Source organism: Coleofasciculus sp. E2-BRE-01, assembly GCF_040221695.1.
Taxonomy (GTDB): domain Bacteria; phylum Cyanobacteriota; class Cyanobacteriia; order Cyanobacteriales; family Coleofasciculaceae; genus Coleofasciculus.
The window spans coordinates 12,615-30,365 of the sequence record NZ_JAVKEA010000040.1; the positions used below are offsets into that span (position 1 = coordinate 12,615).

The following is a 17,751-nucleotide window of genomic DNA, read 5'->3' on the forward strand; positions in this document are numbered from 1 at the left end:
CATTGTTGCCCAAAATTGGATAGAGATTTGTCCGCTACCCCCCTTATAATCAAGTCCGCGCAGGCGGACTTGGTTTGTGTAGCAGCGATTTCAATCGCCTCCTCTTGCTTATGTCACCGATCGCAACTCATCTAAATGTGCCAGTACCTCTGTACTATGAATCGCGGGTCGAACACCGAGAAATATCTCTCGCAAGATACCATCGGGATCAATGAGATAAGTATGACGTAGGGAGACAAACCCCATCCAAGACCCATACGCCTGACTCACTGACCCATCTGTATCGGCTAAAAGGGGGAATTTCAACCCCTCTGAGTCACAAAAATCGGCATGGGAGTCCACATCATCCGCACTCACTCCCACAATTTGGGCATTTCTCTCTATATATTTGGGCAAATCTTGCTGAAAGCGACGAGCCTCTAAGGTGCAACCTGAGGTGAAATCCTTGGGATAAAAGTACAAAACCACCCATTTCCCCCGGTAATCGGAGAGTGATACCTCCCCATCCCCACTATTGGTTGGTAGCGTAAACTCTGGTGCAGGCTCATTTAATGGCGGTTGTTTACCGCCGAGAGCATAAGCGGCGGGAGTGACGTTTAACCACGTCAAGCAAGCCAGACAGCTTGCCAAGAGAAGGCTCACAAGTGTGCGACGATAAATCATGATTGATACAGCGTGTTTGTTTTACATAAGTTTACAAGCCCAATTTAGATCTTGTCAGAATCGGGGATTGCGCTATCCTGTCTAGCAAGGTAATAGTCGTCGGAGGTCAATATCCCTTCGTAAATCAGTCTGAGAGCCACTGTTTTAACTATTCAAAAGTTTTAGGGACGTTTGGATGAAGACAATCCGCTCGACTGAGCATATAAATTCCCTAGTTTAATTATAGTGACTTTATTTCGATAAACTCAAACCTATTACGGATAGATAGACAATATTTGATACTTCTATCTGGGGATCATTGAAAATGGAAGACATTTAAAGGAACAATGTATAACCAGCAGAGCTATCATTGGGGTTACCTCCCTAATAAACAATATCTAGGTTGTTAATATACCTAGAATTGGGTGGCTTTAGTGCTGATTTAAATTAGGGATTACGGCTTGTCTATTTCTCAATAGTCTGCTATAGTAGAACTGTTCTGAAATAAAGGACGTAACCGAATTACTCGCTCTCCTAATAAGTAAGTAATTATTCAAGGAGAACGCCAGAAGAAGTTTGCAAGGCTACAAACCCGCCAAAGCGCGACAAGGTGTGGATTGAGTAAGCGTGGATTGAGCTATCTATTCCCGAATTCAACGCCTTAAGTCAAAACCTAAAGGATTGATAAACATCAATTAAATTTATCCCGACTATAAGGATGGGAAATGATAAGTAGATCTGAATGCTTTAACTCTAAAATTGAGTAGAGTGTTAGGTTGGCGACGATTATGACTGTAGCCAGAGTTGCAAAAAAATAAATGTGTAAATCGCTACGAATTTAATTGTGAGGTATGGTTCTATAAAAAACAGCCGAATCCTAAAGAAAATATTACCTAAAGGAATTTTTTCGGCTGAGTATCGGTAAACTGAAATACTGAAACCAAGAGTAGGAGGAAATACTTAATGGTTGCAGCTACTGAAACAACAACATCTCAATCGTCCAAAGAACAAGCTCTCATTCTGTGGTTTGAAGAGGTAGGAATTGTCGATGTTCCCTTGGTGGGTGGTAAAAACGCCTCCCTGGGTGAAATGATCCGACAACTGACGGCTAAGGGCGTCAGAGTTCCCACCGGATTTGCCACGACTGCTTATGCATACCGTTACTTCATTAAGGAAGCCGGTTTAGAAGAAAGGCTACGCGAACTGTTTTCTGACCTCGATGTCGAGGATATGAGTAACCTGCGAGTCAGGGGTAAGCAAGCGCGGTCTTTGATTCTCAATACACCGTTCCCAGAAGACCTGCGAACCGCGATCGCGGAATCTTACCTGAAGCTGTGCGAACGGTATGGCGTTACCGCTGAGTTTTGCGATCGGTTTGAGCCGGGATACCAAGAAGAATGCAAGGAGAAAACCCAAGCCGTTGACGTAGCCGTCCGTTCATCCGCTACGGCTGAAGACTTGCCCGATGCCAGCTTTGCAGGTCAGCAAGAAACCTACCTGAACGTCTACGGTGTCCTGGACGTTTTAGACGCTTGCCATCGTTGCTTTGCCTCCATCTTCACTGACCGAGCCATCTCCTATCGCACCCTCAAAGGGTTTGATCACTTTGATGTCGCCCTTTCAGTTGGTGTGCAGAAAATGGTGCGCTCTGACTTAGCCACGTCTGGTGTCATGTTCACCATTGACACAGAAACAGGCTTCAAGAATGCCGCCCTAGTTACCGCTGCCTATGGTTTGGGCGAAAACGTTGTCCAAGGTGCTGTCAACCCTGATGAATACTTTGTCTTCAAACCAACGCTTAAGGACGGGTATCGCCCGATTCTAGAAAAGCGCTTGGGCAGCAAAGAAATCAAGATGATCTATGACATCGGTGGTTCAAAACTGACCAAGAACGTACCCGTGTCAGAGCCTGAGCAAGTCAAATACGCGATCAACGACGAAGAAATTCTGCAACTGGCTCGCTGGGGTTGTATTATTGAAGACCACTACTCCGAAGTCCGGGGTGTCTACACCCCCATGGACATTGAGTGGGCAAAAGACGGTGAAACTGGGGAGTTGTACATTGTCCAAGCTCGTCCAGAAACCGTTCAATCCCAGAAATCCAAGAGCGTCCTCAAGAGCTATCAGCTGAAAGGAACCTCCGAGGTGGCGGTCACGGGTCGCGCCGTTGGCGAAATGATTGGTCAAGGCAAAGCCAAAGTCATTCTGGATGTCCACAAGATTGATGAGTTTGAACCCGGTGAAGTCTTAGTCACCAACAAGACTGACCCCGACTGGGAACCAATCATGAAGCGGGCATCAGCCATTGTCACCAACCAAGGTGGACGTACCTGCCACGCGGCAATTATTGCTCGTGAAATGGGAATCCCCGCGATTGTGGGTTGTGGTGATGCCACAGGTGTGCTTAAGAGTGGACAAGAGGTCACCGTTTCCTGCTCCGAAGGGGAAGAAGGACGGGTTTACGAAGGGCTTGTACCCTTTGAAGTCCAAGAAACCCAACTGGAAAACCTCCCCACAACCCGCACCAAGATTTTGATGAACGTGGGTAACCCAGAAGAAGCCTTTGGTTTGGCGGCGATCCCCTGTGATGGCGTGGGATTAGCCCGCTTAGAGTTCATCATCGCCAATCATATTAAGGCGCACCCCTTAGCACTGCTGAACTTCGATAAGCTCGAAGATGCCACAGTCAAGCGGGAAGTCTACAAGATGACCTACCTCTACGAACGTAAGTCGGACTTCTTCGTAGACAAGTTGGCGCGGGGTGTGGCGATGATTGCGGCGGCATTCTATCCCAACCCAGTTGTGTTACGGATGTCCGACTTCAAGAGTAACGAATATGCCAACCTCCTCGGCGGTCAGCAGTTTGAGCCGAAGGAAGAAAACCCGATGATTGGCTGGCGTGGTGCGTCTCGTTACTACGATGACAACTATGCCGAAGCCTATGGGTTAGAGTGTCAAGCGATCAAGCGGGTTCGGGATGACATGGGTTTAACGAATGTGATCCCCATGGTTCCCTTCTGCCGTACCCCTGATGAAGGGCGCAAGGTGTTGGCAGAAATGGAGAAACACGGCTTGAAGCGTGGCGAAAATGGACTCCAAGTCTATGTGATGTGCGAGATTCCCAGCAACGTGATCTTGGCTGATCAGTTCAGTGAAGTGTTTGATGGGTTCTCCATTGGTTCCAATGACCTGACTCAGTTAACCTTGGGTCTAGACCGCGACTCCGGTTTAGTGGCTCACATCTTTGATGAGCGCAATGAAGGGGTTAAGGAAATGGTGCGGATGGTGATTGAGAAGGCGAAGAAGAATGGTCGTAAGATTGGTATCTGCGGTCAAGCGCCTAGTGACTATCCTGAGTTTGCCAAGTTCTTGGTTGAGTTGGGGATTGACTCAATGAGTTTGAACCCTGACTCGGTGATGAAGACACTGTTGATGGTGGCTGAAGTTGAAGAACAACAAGGCTAAGTCTTGAGTGTTTAGCGTCTGCGTCCCTGATGGGGCGTAGACTTGAGAAAGAGCGATCGCATTTCCGGTGGGAGGTGCGATCGCTTTTTTATAGAAGGTATATAGCCTTTCTCATAAGATGAGAGGGGGTGAGGGCGCAAGGCTTGCGCCCCTACATTCGTCTCTTCTATGGGTGTACTTGTTCGTGGCTCGACCCCATCGATGGAACTCAGGTATAATCTTAAACAGAGCGATTGGCTTTCAAGTCACAGCGATAAAATCATGCATTTTAAGTTTTCACCCAATATCCTGAATAGATTAGGTGAAGAACTGATTCCTAATCCAGACCAAGGAATTATCGAATTGGTGAAGAATTCTTATGATGCTGATGCGACCCAATGTACAGTAGAGCTTATCAATACTGACACCACAGGTGGTTCAATCCTGATTTCAGATAACGGCATTGGTATGGATATCGCGGCTATTAGTGAGGGATGGTTTGTGCTAGGTCGGTCAAAAAAAGCTGCCCGCGAACCTACTGCTCTGGGACGTCTACCTGTTGGTGATAAGGGATTAGGTCGGTTAGCTGCGTTGAGACAAGGGTCGAAAGTACACTTAAAAACCCGACCTAAAAATGAACCCGCCGTTGAGTATTCTCTGACGATTAATTGGCAAGATTTTGAGCAAGCCTCTGTTGTGGAAGACATTTCCTTCAATGTCCAAGAACATAGGACTAACTTACCACAAGGAACTGAAATTTTCATTCAGGATTTAAGTATAAAGTTTGGTCGGCGAGAGGTTAAAAGATTAGCTAGAGAACTTTTATTCTTGGCAGATCCATTTGATAGTTGTGTCTCTTTCCGCCCTAGGCTGATTGCTCCAGAATTTGCTGATCTTGAACAACAAGTCAATGAGTCTTATTTGAAGGATGCTGAATATCATTTGAAGTCGTCAGTTAATGGAGATGGAGTTGTAGCAGCCTCCGTATTAGACTGGAAAGAAAACTTGCTATTTCATGCAAAAGATAGTGATATTTCTCAAGAAAACTACAAAACAGTACCCGCAAAATTTGAGTTATGGGTATTTCTACTCAATCCTCAAAATTTCTCTGCAAAAACAGCTTCTTTCGGACAGGTTAGAGAATGGCTATCAGAAGTTGGTAATGTTCATTTATACCACAGGGGTTTGCGGGTGAAACCCTATGGCGACCAAGGAGATGATTGGCTGAAATTAAATTATGCACGAGCCAGAAACCCAGAAGTACGTCCCTCGACCAGTACTGTTATTGGTCGGATAATTGTCAATGATCCTGATGATCGGTTGATCCAAAAGACCGATAGACTAGGTTTTATAGAAAATGAAGCTTTTATTGAGCTAAAGCGCTTTGCCATTGATGTATTGAACTGGATGGCAAAAGAGAGGCTTAAACAAACTGAAAATAAACGACAAATAGTCAAACAAGAATCGAGTCGTGATGTTATTGATGCTAAAACCAGTATTGAAAATGTTATCGAAGAAGCGCTGCCAAAGGAATATCGTACCCGAGTCCGAAAGGTGATTCAAAGGTACGAAGAAGCAAAAGAACGTGAAACAAAAGCACTACGGGAAGACCTTCAACTCTATCGAAGTCTGGCTACAGCTGGAACAACAGCAGCCGTTTTTGCTCATGAGTCTGGTAAACCCGTTACGTTAATAAATAAAATAGCTAGAAGAATAGAGATAAAAGGTCAAGAATTACTAGGAGACATATATCACGAATCTTTAGGAAGACCTGTCGAAAAGCTTTACAGAATTAGCAAATCATTGCTGAGTTTTTCCAAATTTCCGTTGCACTTATTGAAACGGGAAAAACGTCGTACAGGTCGTGTAGATGTCTCTAGTGTAATTGACGATATAGTTGACCTATTTGACCCCTTCCTCAAAGATAGAAAAATAGAAGTTATAATAAACAATAGCGCTAGTCAGCCTTTTATTCGCGGAAGTATTGCTCTTTTAGAAGCAATTATTGCTAATCTTTTAACCAATACTATTAATTCTTTTACTGTAGAAGGTTCACGCACAGAAGGACGTCAGGTAATGGTATCTACTGAAATTGTCGAAAGTTATGTGCAGATAAAAATTTTAGATAATGGTCTTGGGATTAGAGATATAAACTTAGATGAAATTTGGTTGCCTGGTCAAACAACTAAACCAGGTGGTACAGGGTTGGGACTAACCATAGTCAAAGATTCGGTTACTGACTTGGGAGGAAAGGTGCAGGCGATTGCTAAGGGAGGACTAGGTGGAGCAGAATTTATCATAAAACTACCACTTGTTGGAGGTTAGCTGTTATGACTCTAATACAATCTAATCAGAAAATAGCGATAGTTGATGATGAAGAAGAATTAGCAGAAGTCACTAGCTGGGAAGTAGAGGAAGCCGGTTATGAACCCTTTTTATTAGTCAAGGGACATTTTACAAGTGTCGATGATTTAGCATCAGTTATTTTAGATAATACTCAAGGTGCTATCTGTGATAATCGCTTGACTAATTCTGGACTTGCTAATTTTTTAGGCGCAGAATTAGTCGCCGCTTTGTATGATCAGGCTCTGCCCTCACTGCTGATATCTCAGTTTGTTGAGATGGATACTTCTTTGTCTATTAGAAAATGGCGACGGAAAATTCCCGTATTACTAAGTAGGGACGAAGCTAATGCTTCAAGCATTGCCAAAGGAATTGAAGCTTGTCAACAAGAACTTGGTGGTCATCTGCCGATTAGCCGAAAACCTTCTAGAACATTAGTAAGAATTGTTGACCTTGATCAAGCATCTAATGAGCCTGTTATCGATGCAATTGTCCCTGGTTGGAATCCCTCTAAGGCTGTCCGTTTTCCAGCTTCACTGATTCCTGAGACTATTCGATCTGATGCATTAAAAAAAGGTGTCCGTCTATTTGCTCACGTTAATATTGGAGCGGATAATGCTGATGATTTATACTTCGATAAATTTGAGTTAGCACCTGAGCCAGATGACGATGATGGACTTGCCTGAACTGATTATTGTAGATGTTGGTCACGGGAATTGTGCTGTTCTCAGAGATACAGAGGGGGTGGTTGTTATTGACTGTCCCTATGGCAATACATTAAGAGAAATTATTGAGTATAGATCGATTCAAGACATTTCCCATATTTTAATTTCTCATGCAGATGCAGACCATATTGCAGGTATTGTTAATCTGCTATTAGATAAGAATATCAGGATACATAATATTCACTTAAATCCTGATGCCATTAAAAAGAGTGAAATTTGGCAGGATCTACGAATTGCTTTAAAAGATGCCAGAAAACGTTTTGGAACAGTAGTTTCAACGGAATTAACTACAACCAAGTCAGGAACGTTAAATATTGGTCAAGCAGATATACAAATTCTGGCTCCCACACCTGAATTGATCCTCGGCGGTGCTGGGGGAAGAGATTTACAAGGGAGGCGATTGACTTCCAACTCCATATCTGTTGTAATTGGCATAGTCCATAATTCTCACCGAGTCGCCATATTAGCGGCAGATATTGACAAAATAGGATTGGAAAATCTGCTGCAGGACGAACCTGATATCAGCACTGATATACTTGTTTTCCCTCATCATGGCGGAAAACCAGGTGGTGCAGATGGCAAAGTATTTGCTCAACAGTTATGTGGTTTGACAAAGCCTAAGTTGATAATCTTTTCAATTGATCGCAATCGTTTCAATAATCCTCGTGAAGAAATCATAGATGGGATAAGTGTATCGGTTCCAGAGGCTCATATTTTGTGTACTCAGTTATCCAAACAATGTGCTGAAAATCTGCCCAGTTCTGAAGCTATCCATTTAAGTCGTCTTCCGGCTAAAGGATTGTTAAAAAACACTTGTTGTGGAGGAACTGTCTCAGTCAATATAAAGGGTGGGGAAACAACTTATACTAAAATTGATTTGCACAAAGCGTTTATTGATGATCAAGTGCCTACCCCAATATGCCGGAAGTTTAAACCAAGATCTCAGTCCGATTCTAGGTAGGACTTGCTGCAACAATTAGAAACCCCTATAAAGGTCTAGACAGAGATTATGGGAGCTTATGGGGAAAACTTCAATTCAAGTTGACACCAGTGGACATGTCGTCCCTCTACAGATGCCGGAAAATGTCATACTCGCGATAAAATAGAAGGCTCCAGCATCTATGCCTATAGGTGACTGGTCATTATCCTTAAATCCTATAACGACCTTTTGCAAATGAGCGAGAGAACACTCTTCGATAAAGTTTGGAACTCCCACACCGTCGGTACTTTGCCTTCGGGTCAAACTCAACTCTTTATTGGTTTACACTTAATCCACGAAGTCACCAGCCCCCAAGCCTTTGGTATGCTGCGGGAAAGGGGATTAAAGGTGCTGTATCCCGATCGCACGGTGGCGACTGTGGATCATATCGTTCCCACCGAAAATCAGGCGCGTCCTTTTGCGGATGTGTTAGCCGAAGAGATGATGCAGGTGTTGGAGAAAAGCTGTAAGGATTATGGGATTCGCTTCTATAATATTGGATCGGGGAATCAGGGGATTGTCCATGTGATTGCTCCAGAACAGGGATTAACCCAACCGGGAATGACGATCGCTTGTGGGGATTCCCATACTTCAACTCATGGCGCCTTTGGTGCGATCGCGTTTGGGATTGGTACGTCTCAAGTTCGGGATGTCCTCGCCTCGCAAACCCTCGCCCTGTCTAAACTTAAGGTTCGCAAAATTGAAGTTAACGGGAAGCTTCCGCCCGGTGTTTACGCCAAGGATGTGATTCTGCACATTATCCGCACGTTAGGCGTCAAAGGTGGCGTTGGCTACGCTTATGAATATGCTGGCACAACCTTTGAGCAGATGACGATGGAAGAACGGATGACAGTGTGCAATATGTCCATTGAAGGCGGTGCCCGATGTGGTTATATTAATCCCGATCAGGTCACGTATGGGTATCTCAAAGGGCGAGATTTTGCGCCGAAAGAGGAAGACTGGGATAAAGCGGTGGAATGGTGGAACAGTATGCGTTCTGATGCCGATGCCGTTTATGATGATATCGTCACCTTTGATGCCGCCGAGATTGCGCCAACAGTAACCTGGGGAATCACACCGGGACAGGGAATTGCCGTAAATGAAGCGATTCCCATACCCGATAGCTTACCCGAATCGGAACGTGCGATCGCCGAAGAAGCCTATCGGTATATGCAGCTTATTCCTGGTGCGCCGATTCAAGGGACAAAAGTCGATGTCTGTTTTATTGGAAGTTGCACCAATGGACGATTGACAGATTTACGAGAAGCCGCCCAATTTGCCCAAGGAAAGCGAGTTGCACAAGGGGTGAAGGCATTTGTTGTTCCGGGTTCAGAACGAGTCAAAAAAGACGCCGAAGCCGAAGGATTGGATAAAATCTTTGTGGAAGCGGGGTTTGAGTGGCGCGAACCCGGATGTTCCATGTGTTTGGCGATGAATCCGGATAAGTTACAAGGGGATCAAATTAGTGCATCCTCCTCAAACCGTAATTTTAAAGGGCGTCAGGGTTCAGCTACTGGACGCACATTGTTGATGAGTCCAGCCATGGTGGTAGCGGCGGCGGTTAACGGGAAAGTTTCTGATGTTAGACAGTTATTGTGAGTAGCCATCAAGCCAGCCAGTCAGCCAAGAACTCAAGTTCTGGCTGAAAGCTAAAACCCGTTAAAACGGGTTGAAAGACTTATGGCGTGACCCAGCTAAAATGGTGGAATAGGTTGTAGGGTGGGTTGAGGAACAAAACCCAACAAAAGATAGGGCTCGCATCCCTTACTACAAGCCGAATCTAATTCATCAAATAAGGTGGGTCATGCCACTAGTAAGCTAAATCTTACTTGAGCTTTAGGTTCCGGAAATTTATTTCCTGGCTTCTAAGTTGGTGATCTTCCGCTTAAGTCAATTTTATCTAGGGTGGGCAAGTATTATAACGCGGGAAACGCTTATATTAGAGTTAGTTGCTTTTGCCCACCGAGCGAGTCATTTGGGGTGTATTATCAATTTTGCCAGATCTCAGTTAAAACGGGTTGAAATTAAAGTATAGTGAACCGTTTTAGCCGGAAATTGCGTTCCAGGCTGATGTTACAGCAACGGAGGGAATACTATGAATATGAGAGCGATCGCGCTTGCTACCATTCTCGGTCTATCTGCGCCTACAATTACCGAGTTTATCATTAAAACACCTGTCGTCGCCCAAGCTAGGGTTCCTCTGGGGACATTCCAAGGGGGTGAATGGTCGGTCACGATTAACTATAGCAACAACGCCCTGACGTACTACGGTACTAATCAACGAACTGGTGATAACCTGGTTCTCCGAGGTGCGAAAGTGCGGGGAAATCCTCAACGCCGCCTTTATATCTGGCAAAACGGGGATTATCAGTATCAAGTCGCATGGCGACCCAATGATCCAAGAATTATTCGTCTTCAGGTATTCAATCCCGCAGGACAAGAAATTCTTAATCGCCTTCTCTATGAAAATTAGGGATGAACTGCAGTAGCTGATAGCATCAGATAGGTTGGGTTAAGGGATAGAGCCCAACCTCATTCGTCTGTCGATTATATCTTTATATCCAATGGTAAATACATTTAACTGATTACATAGGATTTATATTACTCTCAACGTCTCTATTCACACTTATGTAATCAAATTAATCACATGACCAGAGCGTAATCGGTTATTATGCCAGGAACAAATTAGACCCAACGGACCAGGATCAATAACAGGGGTTCGCGGTAAGGTTCGCATCCAATTTTGCCCCTGACGGCGTAATTCAAATAGCTGTACCGCCCCTAAATACTGTACCCCAGAAACACTTTGCAATAAGGTAACAATATCCGATGAATAAACTGGGCGACCAAACGACCACCCTTTACCCTCTGAACCCCCAGTTAAAGGATTGAGAAAACGATAGAGTGCGGTTTGTAGTTTCAATAGTATTTCTTGTTGGGCACGGGGATTATTATAAGCTGTATCCAGAGCAACTTCCGTTTGTACCGCAACCCCAACGTAATCGGGTTGGCTACAGAGGATTTCTACACCGAGTAACCGTCGTTCATCGAGATAACTTAGCACTCGTTCGGTGAGTTGCGGGGTTAGCGTTAATACATCTGGATCAATTCCTTCACCGCGCTCAATCCCATCCGTATTAGCGTTGGGTACAAGCAGCAGACGTACTCGTCCGGCGTCTTCTTGGCGAATAGGTGATAAGCATAACACGCGAGCAATAGAGCCGCCTCCAGCTTCCATGGCTAGGTATTCAAAGTCTTCGCGAGTGACGGCGCGATCGCGGGTTCTGAGGAGTCGCGGTACCCGGATCACGGCTTGTTCTAAAGATTCCGCATCAGCGCCATTCCGGGCGGGAGAATAGTTAATCACGTTCGCGACATAAGGAACAGCGGATTTGAGGATTTGAATCGCGCCCCGTTGCACGTTACCCTGTTGACCACCCCCAATGCGATAGGTAGCCATTTGGATCACAGCACCTCTAGGGGGAACTGCGCCATATTGACGTTCCATCGACTCCATCGCTGCGCCCTCCCGTCGTTCTACCCCGCTATTTCTACCACTGACTAAACTGAGCATTTGCGAGGGGACTCTCTGGGACTGGGAACGCCACCGCGTTTGTTCTCGCAGTTGAGAGGGTTCTCGTAATAGGGGACCAAATTGAATGATGCCAGTAATCGCATCAATGGTATAGTGCAAGTCTTCGGGACCTGAGTCGGCAAAATCATTGACTTCTTGCCAGATTTGGGGTAATCCTCCCGGCGGAATCACCAGAATATGTTCCTCTTCCCGACGGGGTAAAATTCCCCGTCCTTGCAGTTGAAAGGTTTGACCGGGATTTCCATCACTTTCACCCAGGATTTCATTGCGAATCGTGGTACATTGGGTGACTTCAACGGTACCGCCAATCGACCGGACATCTAAACCAACGATGCGCGGGGAACGCATATAACCGGGTTGATTGAACTGAGGTTCACTGTAAATACAGCGCAGCCAGCGTCCCTGATAGGTAACAAATTGGGTAACGGGTAAACGCAGGGGTAAATGCAGGACAATATCTGCCCCTTGTAAGGGATTACCCCCTTGACGGATCAGTTCACTAAAACTGAATCCTTTGGTGCTATCATCGGCTTCTTGGAGCAGGATAGGTTCCCAAAACATACCATTCCAGGCTTGCCAAAGGCGGGGGGGATCTTCAGGATTAATCCCGGTGGAGGTAGCGGCTTCACCCCTAATCCGGAGGGCGATAACATTGCCTTCGATGGGTTGATCCCCCTCAAAGACGAGATAAAAGCAATTTCCCACTTGGGGTTGTTCATTAAATATAGATAATTCTAAGCCTTGCCATTCGCCACCGGGTTGCTGAGTCCAAGTTCCCACGAAGCGATCGCGCAGCACTTGGGGTTCCTCTTCAGCAATGTCCGAGGTGAGAAAATGGCGGATACTGGGTTTAGCAATCACCAGGGGGCGATCGGTGCTAAAAATAATCGCATCGTCGGCTTGGGTGCGTACTGTCGCCACTTCCGTTCCTGTGGGAATCGTGTAGGCTTCGGGGAGAGACGAACTCAGATAAAACGTTTGCTGGGTTTGCGCCGGGGTTGGCGCTTGCAGGCGAATCCCCAGTAATTCCAGAAAGGTAACATAGTTACGCCGGGGAACTTGATTGAACCGCAGCAGCATTTGGTCAGTTAGCCAAGCGAACAGTTCAATCAGCGTGATCCCGGGGTCACTGGGATTATAATTTGTCCACTCTGGACAGTAGCGGGGAATGCGGAGGACACACTCTTCCACCAAATCCTGAAATGCGCGATCGTCTAGATCAGATTTTGGTAAATTCGGTAAAAAATCAAATTCCATAGTTTGTCATTTGTCATTTGTCATTCGTCATTTGTCTTATGTCCCCATGAACCATGAACCATCAACAATGACCAACTACTCCCCAGAGGGCTGAAGATAGAACGGATAAACTAAACTTCGAGTATCATGGGAATCTTTCGGATGATATTCAATAATAATATTGACCCGACCGCGAATGGGGTCAGGTTCTGTATAAACGCCATCCAGTACAATTCGAGGTTCCCACATTTTCAGGGCTTCCTCAACATACACCCGAATCAGCAAAAGCGTTTGGGTATTCATTGGTGCAAAGGCGAGTTCAGACAGGCGTGATCCAAAATTTTGTCGGTAAACCCGTTCACCCACCTTGGTTCCTAGGATTAGCGCGATCGATTCTTCGATATTCTGGATATCGGCGCTGAGTTGTAGGCTTCCTTGTAAGTTTCCTCGTAGGGGAAATGATAGTCCCCTACCCAGATAATCTCGTGGCTGATTATTTGTAATGTCTGCCATCTTTATCGATTTAGTTTCCTAATGACTCAAGACTATGTTTTCTTTCATTGAGAGTACCAACTTCCCATTAAATTAGATTATTCAATCAATAACTAATTTGAAAAAATAGGCTGCAAGCAAGGCAATGTTCCTGTCCCCGACACTCGAATAAGCTTCTGATTGCTTTCGTTAAAAGATTGAATCATCCAGCCCTGTCTCCCTTCGGTTGTTTGTTGAGGCTTTAATCTTTGTTCCAGTTGCGGAGTTGCTTCTACGTAACCCAGCTCTAAACTCCAAGGAAGTTCTTTAATTTCCGCTACCTTTTCTGGCTTGTAATCATAGGGGTCGTAAATCCGGCAAGGAAGCTTAACTTCAAAGGAAGAAATGTGTGTTTGTCCAGGATTAACACGAATCATAAGGGGATATTGCCTTATTTCGAGATCTATATCATCTGGGACTGGCAGAACCTTTCTTGATAAAACAATCTCACCATTGATTATTAGACGGTAAACTTCCTGATCATCTGCTATTGGAATACCCTGATTTGTCCATCCCGCAAACAGGATATCAAACAGGTATATTGAACTATCGCTATTGTTTCTTAGCTGATATTCTATGACGACTTTTGTTTCAGTTTTTGATATAACTTCAGTGTTTAAATTTAGCATTTTTGAGTCTTTAATTAAATTAACATTGTATTTTACTGGTTTGGCTACAGGGGTTATACAACCTGCTGTTGAGACTAACAGAAAAAAAACAATAAATAGGAAATATTTCCATTTAATAATGAGGTCTTTGTGGTTCACCCATTTCATCCCGAATTGCATTTTCAGTGTAACTTGCATCGTCCCCTAAACCATTCTCATAAGGAGGAAGCCCGACCGCACGTAACTCTCGGTTTGATTCGGTACTAGGTGCTAAATCTCCATTCACTCCGTCACCCCTAGGCATACGACCATAGGCAGCATCGTCAGCATGAATCAGTTCGTGTGCAAGACCAATTGCTGGTGGTCTTGTTTGCCAGGGTTCTGATCCAATGCTTGTGCTGTTTGGATTAAAATACACTGTGGCATTCGTTCCTGCTCCTGGCTGTCCGTTAGGTTGGATAAATCGATCCCGGGGATTATCATAGCCACAGGCATTACCAGGACGTCCAGGTGGAGGAGCAGTAATTGTAAGACTTCTACCATTATCCCGCGCTTCTCGTAGACTTTCTAGCAGTTCTTGTCCGGAAGGCGTATCGTAAATTTCACGTAAGTTTTCTCGGACTTGCTCTTGATATTGTTCATCCCCGTCAATGTCGATTCCGTCAATAAGATCCTCAAAGCTATCTGAGCCTCCACCAGAACCTCTACCAGAACCTCCACCTAAGCCTGTACCTGAACCCGCACCTAAACCTGCACCTGCACCTCCATCGCCAATCAACACGGTGGGACAACCCATCGCAATCTTATTCGGTGGACCAACAGCTTCCACAATTGTATCCCCCATGCGACAAGCGGGGAGTCCATTAATTAGCACCGTAGCACTACCGTCAATCACCACACCGGGTCCGTGGGGAGGAACAGGCAGGGGCGTAGTACAGCCATGGATATCTGCCCCCATCGCCATACCAGAGATCATACTCCCCATCGTCGATGCCGCCGTCGCCTTGGTCGTTTCCTCCGCCGCCTTAAACCCAGGGGCGGCTGGGGTGCCAGCAGCGGCGAGGGTAGCTGATTCAGCCGTTTTAATCGCCAGATCAGAGGCTTTCTTGGCAACCTGTAATGCTGCTGCCGATGCAGCGGGTATCCCCCTCCAGGCTGGCTTACCACCGATGAGGACATCAAAACTACCGGGACCCCCCGTCAAGACAGGGGGTAAGGGATGAACGACAGGATCACCAATCCTAGCAGCAGGTTTGCTCATATTTAGCTCCTGGGTTCTTAATTAAGCTTAATGGGAAGACCTTTAACCGGGAGTGGACCCTTGGAGGAAATTTCAATGGTCGCTGCATCTAGGGTTAGTTTGCTTCCAGCTTTGATATTAATTTCTCCCGTTGTCTGCTTCATCGTGATACTTCCCCCACCGCTTTTTAATTGGATTTGTTTGGCACTATCGTCCATAACCATGGAAAGGTTACCCGTAGATTTTATTTCTATCTTTTTATTTTTATCATCCAGTAGTACGTTATGACCGCCAGCCGTTTTAATCTCTAAACACTTATCTGTATCATTCATCTGTATGATATGACCAAGTACGGTTTTAAACATCGCACCCGCTTTAACCGCGCCTTTGGCTTCTTCAACAAACTGCATTTTATGACCTGTCCGGGTTTGAATTGTTCGCACACGCACCTTGCCCTCATGAACTGTGTCATTTACACTCTCAGGTGGCTTATCCTTGCCATTCCAGATTCCCCCTAATACATAAGGTCGATGGATGTCCCCATGTTCAAAACCAACCAAAACTTCGTCATTTATCTCTGGGAGGCAATCATTTCCTCGATTCGGTCCAATTCCATAGCCAATAATTCTTGCCCAGTTGCTTTCGTGTTCTTCGGTTAGGGTAGGAAACTTTACCCTAACTCTACCCCAACCTTTCGGATCTTTATTATTAGTAACTATGCCGATTAGAAGCGTTTGTCCGGGATGGAAGGGGGCTTCATGGGACATAATGGGAGGGAGATTGTCTCCCCGTAAGCCACGCACCGTGAACTCGGTAGTATAAACCCGTTCGTAAAATAGATGGCGGGTTTCGGTGACATAGTATTCGCCACTGTACTTACCCAAATCGTTCAGTTTCACCACTCGCCCGGGTCGAATTTTGGGATTTCCTTCAGCTTCCGCATCAGCATGGACAAATTCTCCTCCTAATTCGTCACACACGGCTTGAGCTATTGCCTTTGCTTCTGGAGCATTGAAGACTGGATGATCCACTACAATCATCTTAGGGGTGGGTGGCTTTCCTTTAAAACTGGTACTGGTTTGAGAACCTTCACCATATTCTGTTTGGGTAAAGACCTGTCCTTTGTTCGCTGTCTCTACAATCGGTTGTTTTTGACTATAATCCCAGCCCCGGACTTCAACTTCACTCACCTGTTCAGCGCTACTGATTCTGACCTGAAAACTATGGACATCTTTTAACCATTTCAGTTCTAAAGACTCATCCACTTTGGGTTTGCGGAAGTTTAATTTTCCATCCTGAACAAAGAATTCAAAACCATTGCGGGCGGCGCGTTTCCTCAAGAATTCGAGATTGGTCTGATTTTCTTGAAACACATAGCCATTCGACCCATTGATATCCCCGTATCCGTAAGGTCCCCCGGTTTCATCAATCGTACCTGTGGGTATCCCGACTTCCCCAGCAATTTTGTTCACAATATCAGTGTCGGTCATATTCTGGAATGAGCGATTATATCGCCCTCGCCCCAGTCGATGGGAGATATCGTATCCACGAATAATCATCGGCGCTTCGGAGTCACGGGTAAAGTGACATTCCATCGCTGTAATTTCCCCTTCTAGGACGTAATCTTTCTGTTCCTCTTCAAACTCTCGGGCTTCGGTCGTACTTGAGCCGAACCCTATCTTAATCGTTTTACCAATTTCAAATAAGCCTGCATGTCGCCAGGTTTCATCCTCGCTGCGCCCCGGAAAGTAATCATTCTTAATAACTAACGTGAACATTCCGGGAAGATGGAGGCTTTCTTCCACCGCGATTTCAATAATGTCGTCAAGTAACGCTTTGGACGCTAACTGACCATCAATTTCTAAAATCGGTTCAGCTACATAAGTAACAGCCATGGCGACCTCTAGAATCAAGACTTGGCACTGAGTTGTGCCGCTGACTGGGAATTTACCCAGGGGGAATTGATGTGAGAAGGGGACAATTTAGGCAGAAAGCAGGGGCTTGGGGGATTTTTTTAGTGTATTGCCTGCCTGTTTCGCTTGCCTTAGTTTTACGTTTTGTAAACTAATCTGAATAACCTGTTTAAGATGAATGTAGCATTCATCTGCCAAATTCAACAGGTCACTATTATAAAAGGTCTGATGTCAATTAAACTATGGTCGGATTGATGATGGATAGCATTACCGTAGGTTGGGTTTCGACTTCGCTCAACCCAACCTACTGGACTGACACAGCTAAAATGGTGGCATAGATTTTACGATTAAATCGGGCGCACGTCGGTCATTGGTGTCAACTTAAGGTGAAAGCTCGGTTGAGCAAGGGTGTCGGGTGTCGGGTGTCGGGTGTCGGGTGTCGGGTGTCGGGTGTCAGGATGGAATTGTCTGTTGGAGGCGAAAAAACCTCACACC

12 protein-coding genes are annotated in these 17,751 nt (G+C 45.5%); 6 read left to right on the top strand and 6 right to left on the bottom strand.

What is annotated here, in order from left to right:
- Positions 1 to 108: 108 nt before the first annotated feature.
- Positions 109 to 663 carry a peroxiredoxin gene (locus RIG66_RS04550; protein ID WP_446375622.1) on the bottom strand — a complete coding sequence of 185 codons (555 nt, stop codon included), beginning with the start codon at positions 661 to 663 and terminating at the stop codon, positions 109 to 111.
- Positions 664 to 1,605: 942 nt separating this feature from the next.
- Here RIG66_RS04550 and ppsA point away from each other — a divergent pair.
- The 6 genes from ppsA (at position 1,606) to RIG66_RS04580 (ending at position 10,606) form a co-directional block, all read left to right on the top strand.
- Positions 1,606 to 4,107 (top strand): phosphoenolpyruvate synthase, encoded by a 2,502-nt coding sequence (gene ppsA, locus RIG66_RS04555; protein WP_446375624.1) that lies wholly within the window; start codon positions 1,606 to 1,608, stop codon positions 4,105 to 4,107.
- Between the two features lie 168 nt (positions 4,108 to 4,275).
- Positions 4,276 to 6,411, top strand: a complete 2,136-nt coding sequence (locus RIG66_RS04560; protein ID WP_446375626.1) for a sensor histidine kinase — start codon at positions 4,276 to 4,278, stop codon at positions 6,409 to 6,411.
- A gap of 5 nt (positions 6,412 to 6,416) precedes the next feature.
- Positions 6,417 to 7,115, top strand: a complete 699-nt coding sequence (locus tag RIG66_RS04565) for a hypothetical protein (RefSeq protein WP_446375628.1) — start codon at positions 6,417 to 6,419, stop codon at positions 7,113 to 7,115.
- Positions 7,093 to 8,115 (top strand): ComEC/Rec2 family competence protein, encoded by a 1,023-nt coding sequence (locus tag RIG66_RS04570; protein WP_446375630.1) that lies wholly within the window; start codon positions 7,093 to 7,095, stop codon positions 8,113 to 8,115. Before RIG66_RS04565 ends, RIG66_RS04570 begins: the two co-directional genes overlap by 23 nt.
- 213 nt (positions 8,116 to 8,328) lie before the next feature.
- Complete coding sequence (leuC, locus tag RIG66_RS04575; RefSeq protein WP_446375632.1) at positions 8,329 to 9,732, top strand: 3-isopropylmalate dehydratase large subunit; 1,404 nt, start codon at positions 8,329 to 8,331, stop codon at positions 9,730 to 9,732.
- A 496-nt stretch (positions 9,733 to 10,228) separates the two neighbouring features.
- Positions 10,229 to 10,606: a hypothetical protein gene (locus RIG66_RS04580; RefSeq protein ID WP_006103796.1), complete on the top strand. Its 378-nt coding sequence runs from the start codon at positions 10,229 to 10,231 to the stop codon at positions 10,604 to 10,606.
- A gap of 153 nt (positions 10,607 to 10,759) precedes the next feature.
- Here RIG66_RS04580 and RIG66_RS04585 read toward each other — a convergent pair whose 3' ends face one another.
- The 5 genes from RIG66_RS04585 to RIG66_RS04605 form a co-directional block, all read right to left on the bottom strand.
- Positions 10,760 to 12,985 (bottom strand): putative baseplate assembly protein, encoded by a 2,226-nt coding sequence (locus RIG66_RS04585; protein WP_446375634.1) that lies wholly within the window; start codon positions 12,983 to 12,985, stop codon positions 10,760 to 10,762.
- Positions 12,986 to 13,060: 75 nt separating this feature from the next.
- Positions 13,061 to 13,477, bottom strand: a complete 417-nt coding sequence (locus RIG66_RS04590; RefSeq protein ID WP_446375636.1) for a GPW/gp25 family protein — start codon at positions 13,475 to 13,477, stop codon at positions 13,061 to 13,063.
- Positions 13,478 to 13,569: 92 nt separating this feature from the next.
- Complete coding sequence (locus RIG66_RS04595; protein ID WP_446375638.1) at positions 13,570 to 14,262, bottom strand: hypothetical protein; 693 nt, start codon at positions 14,260 to 14,262, stop codon at positions 13,570 to 13,572.
- Complete coding sequence (locus RIG66_RS04600) at positions 14,237 to 15,364, bottom strand: M91 family zinc metallopeptidase (RefSeq protein WP_446375640.1); 1,128 nt, start codon at positions 15,362 to 15,364, stop codon at positions 14,237 to 14,239. The genes RIG66_RS04595 and RIG66_RS04600 overlap by 26 nt, the downstream gene beginning before the upstream one ends.
- Before the next feature lie 17 nt (positions 15,365 to 15,381).
- The gene (locus RIG66_RS04605) at positions 15,382 to 17,238 is read right to left on the bottom strand and encodes a VgrG-related protein (RefSeq protein WP_446375642.1); all 1,857 of its coding nucleotides are present in this window, start codon (positions 17,236 to 17,238) and stop codon (positions 15,382 to 15,384) included.
- Positions 17,239 to 17,751 lie beyond the last annotated feature (513 nt).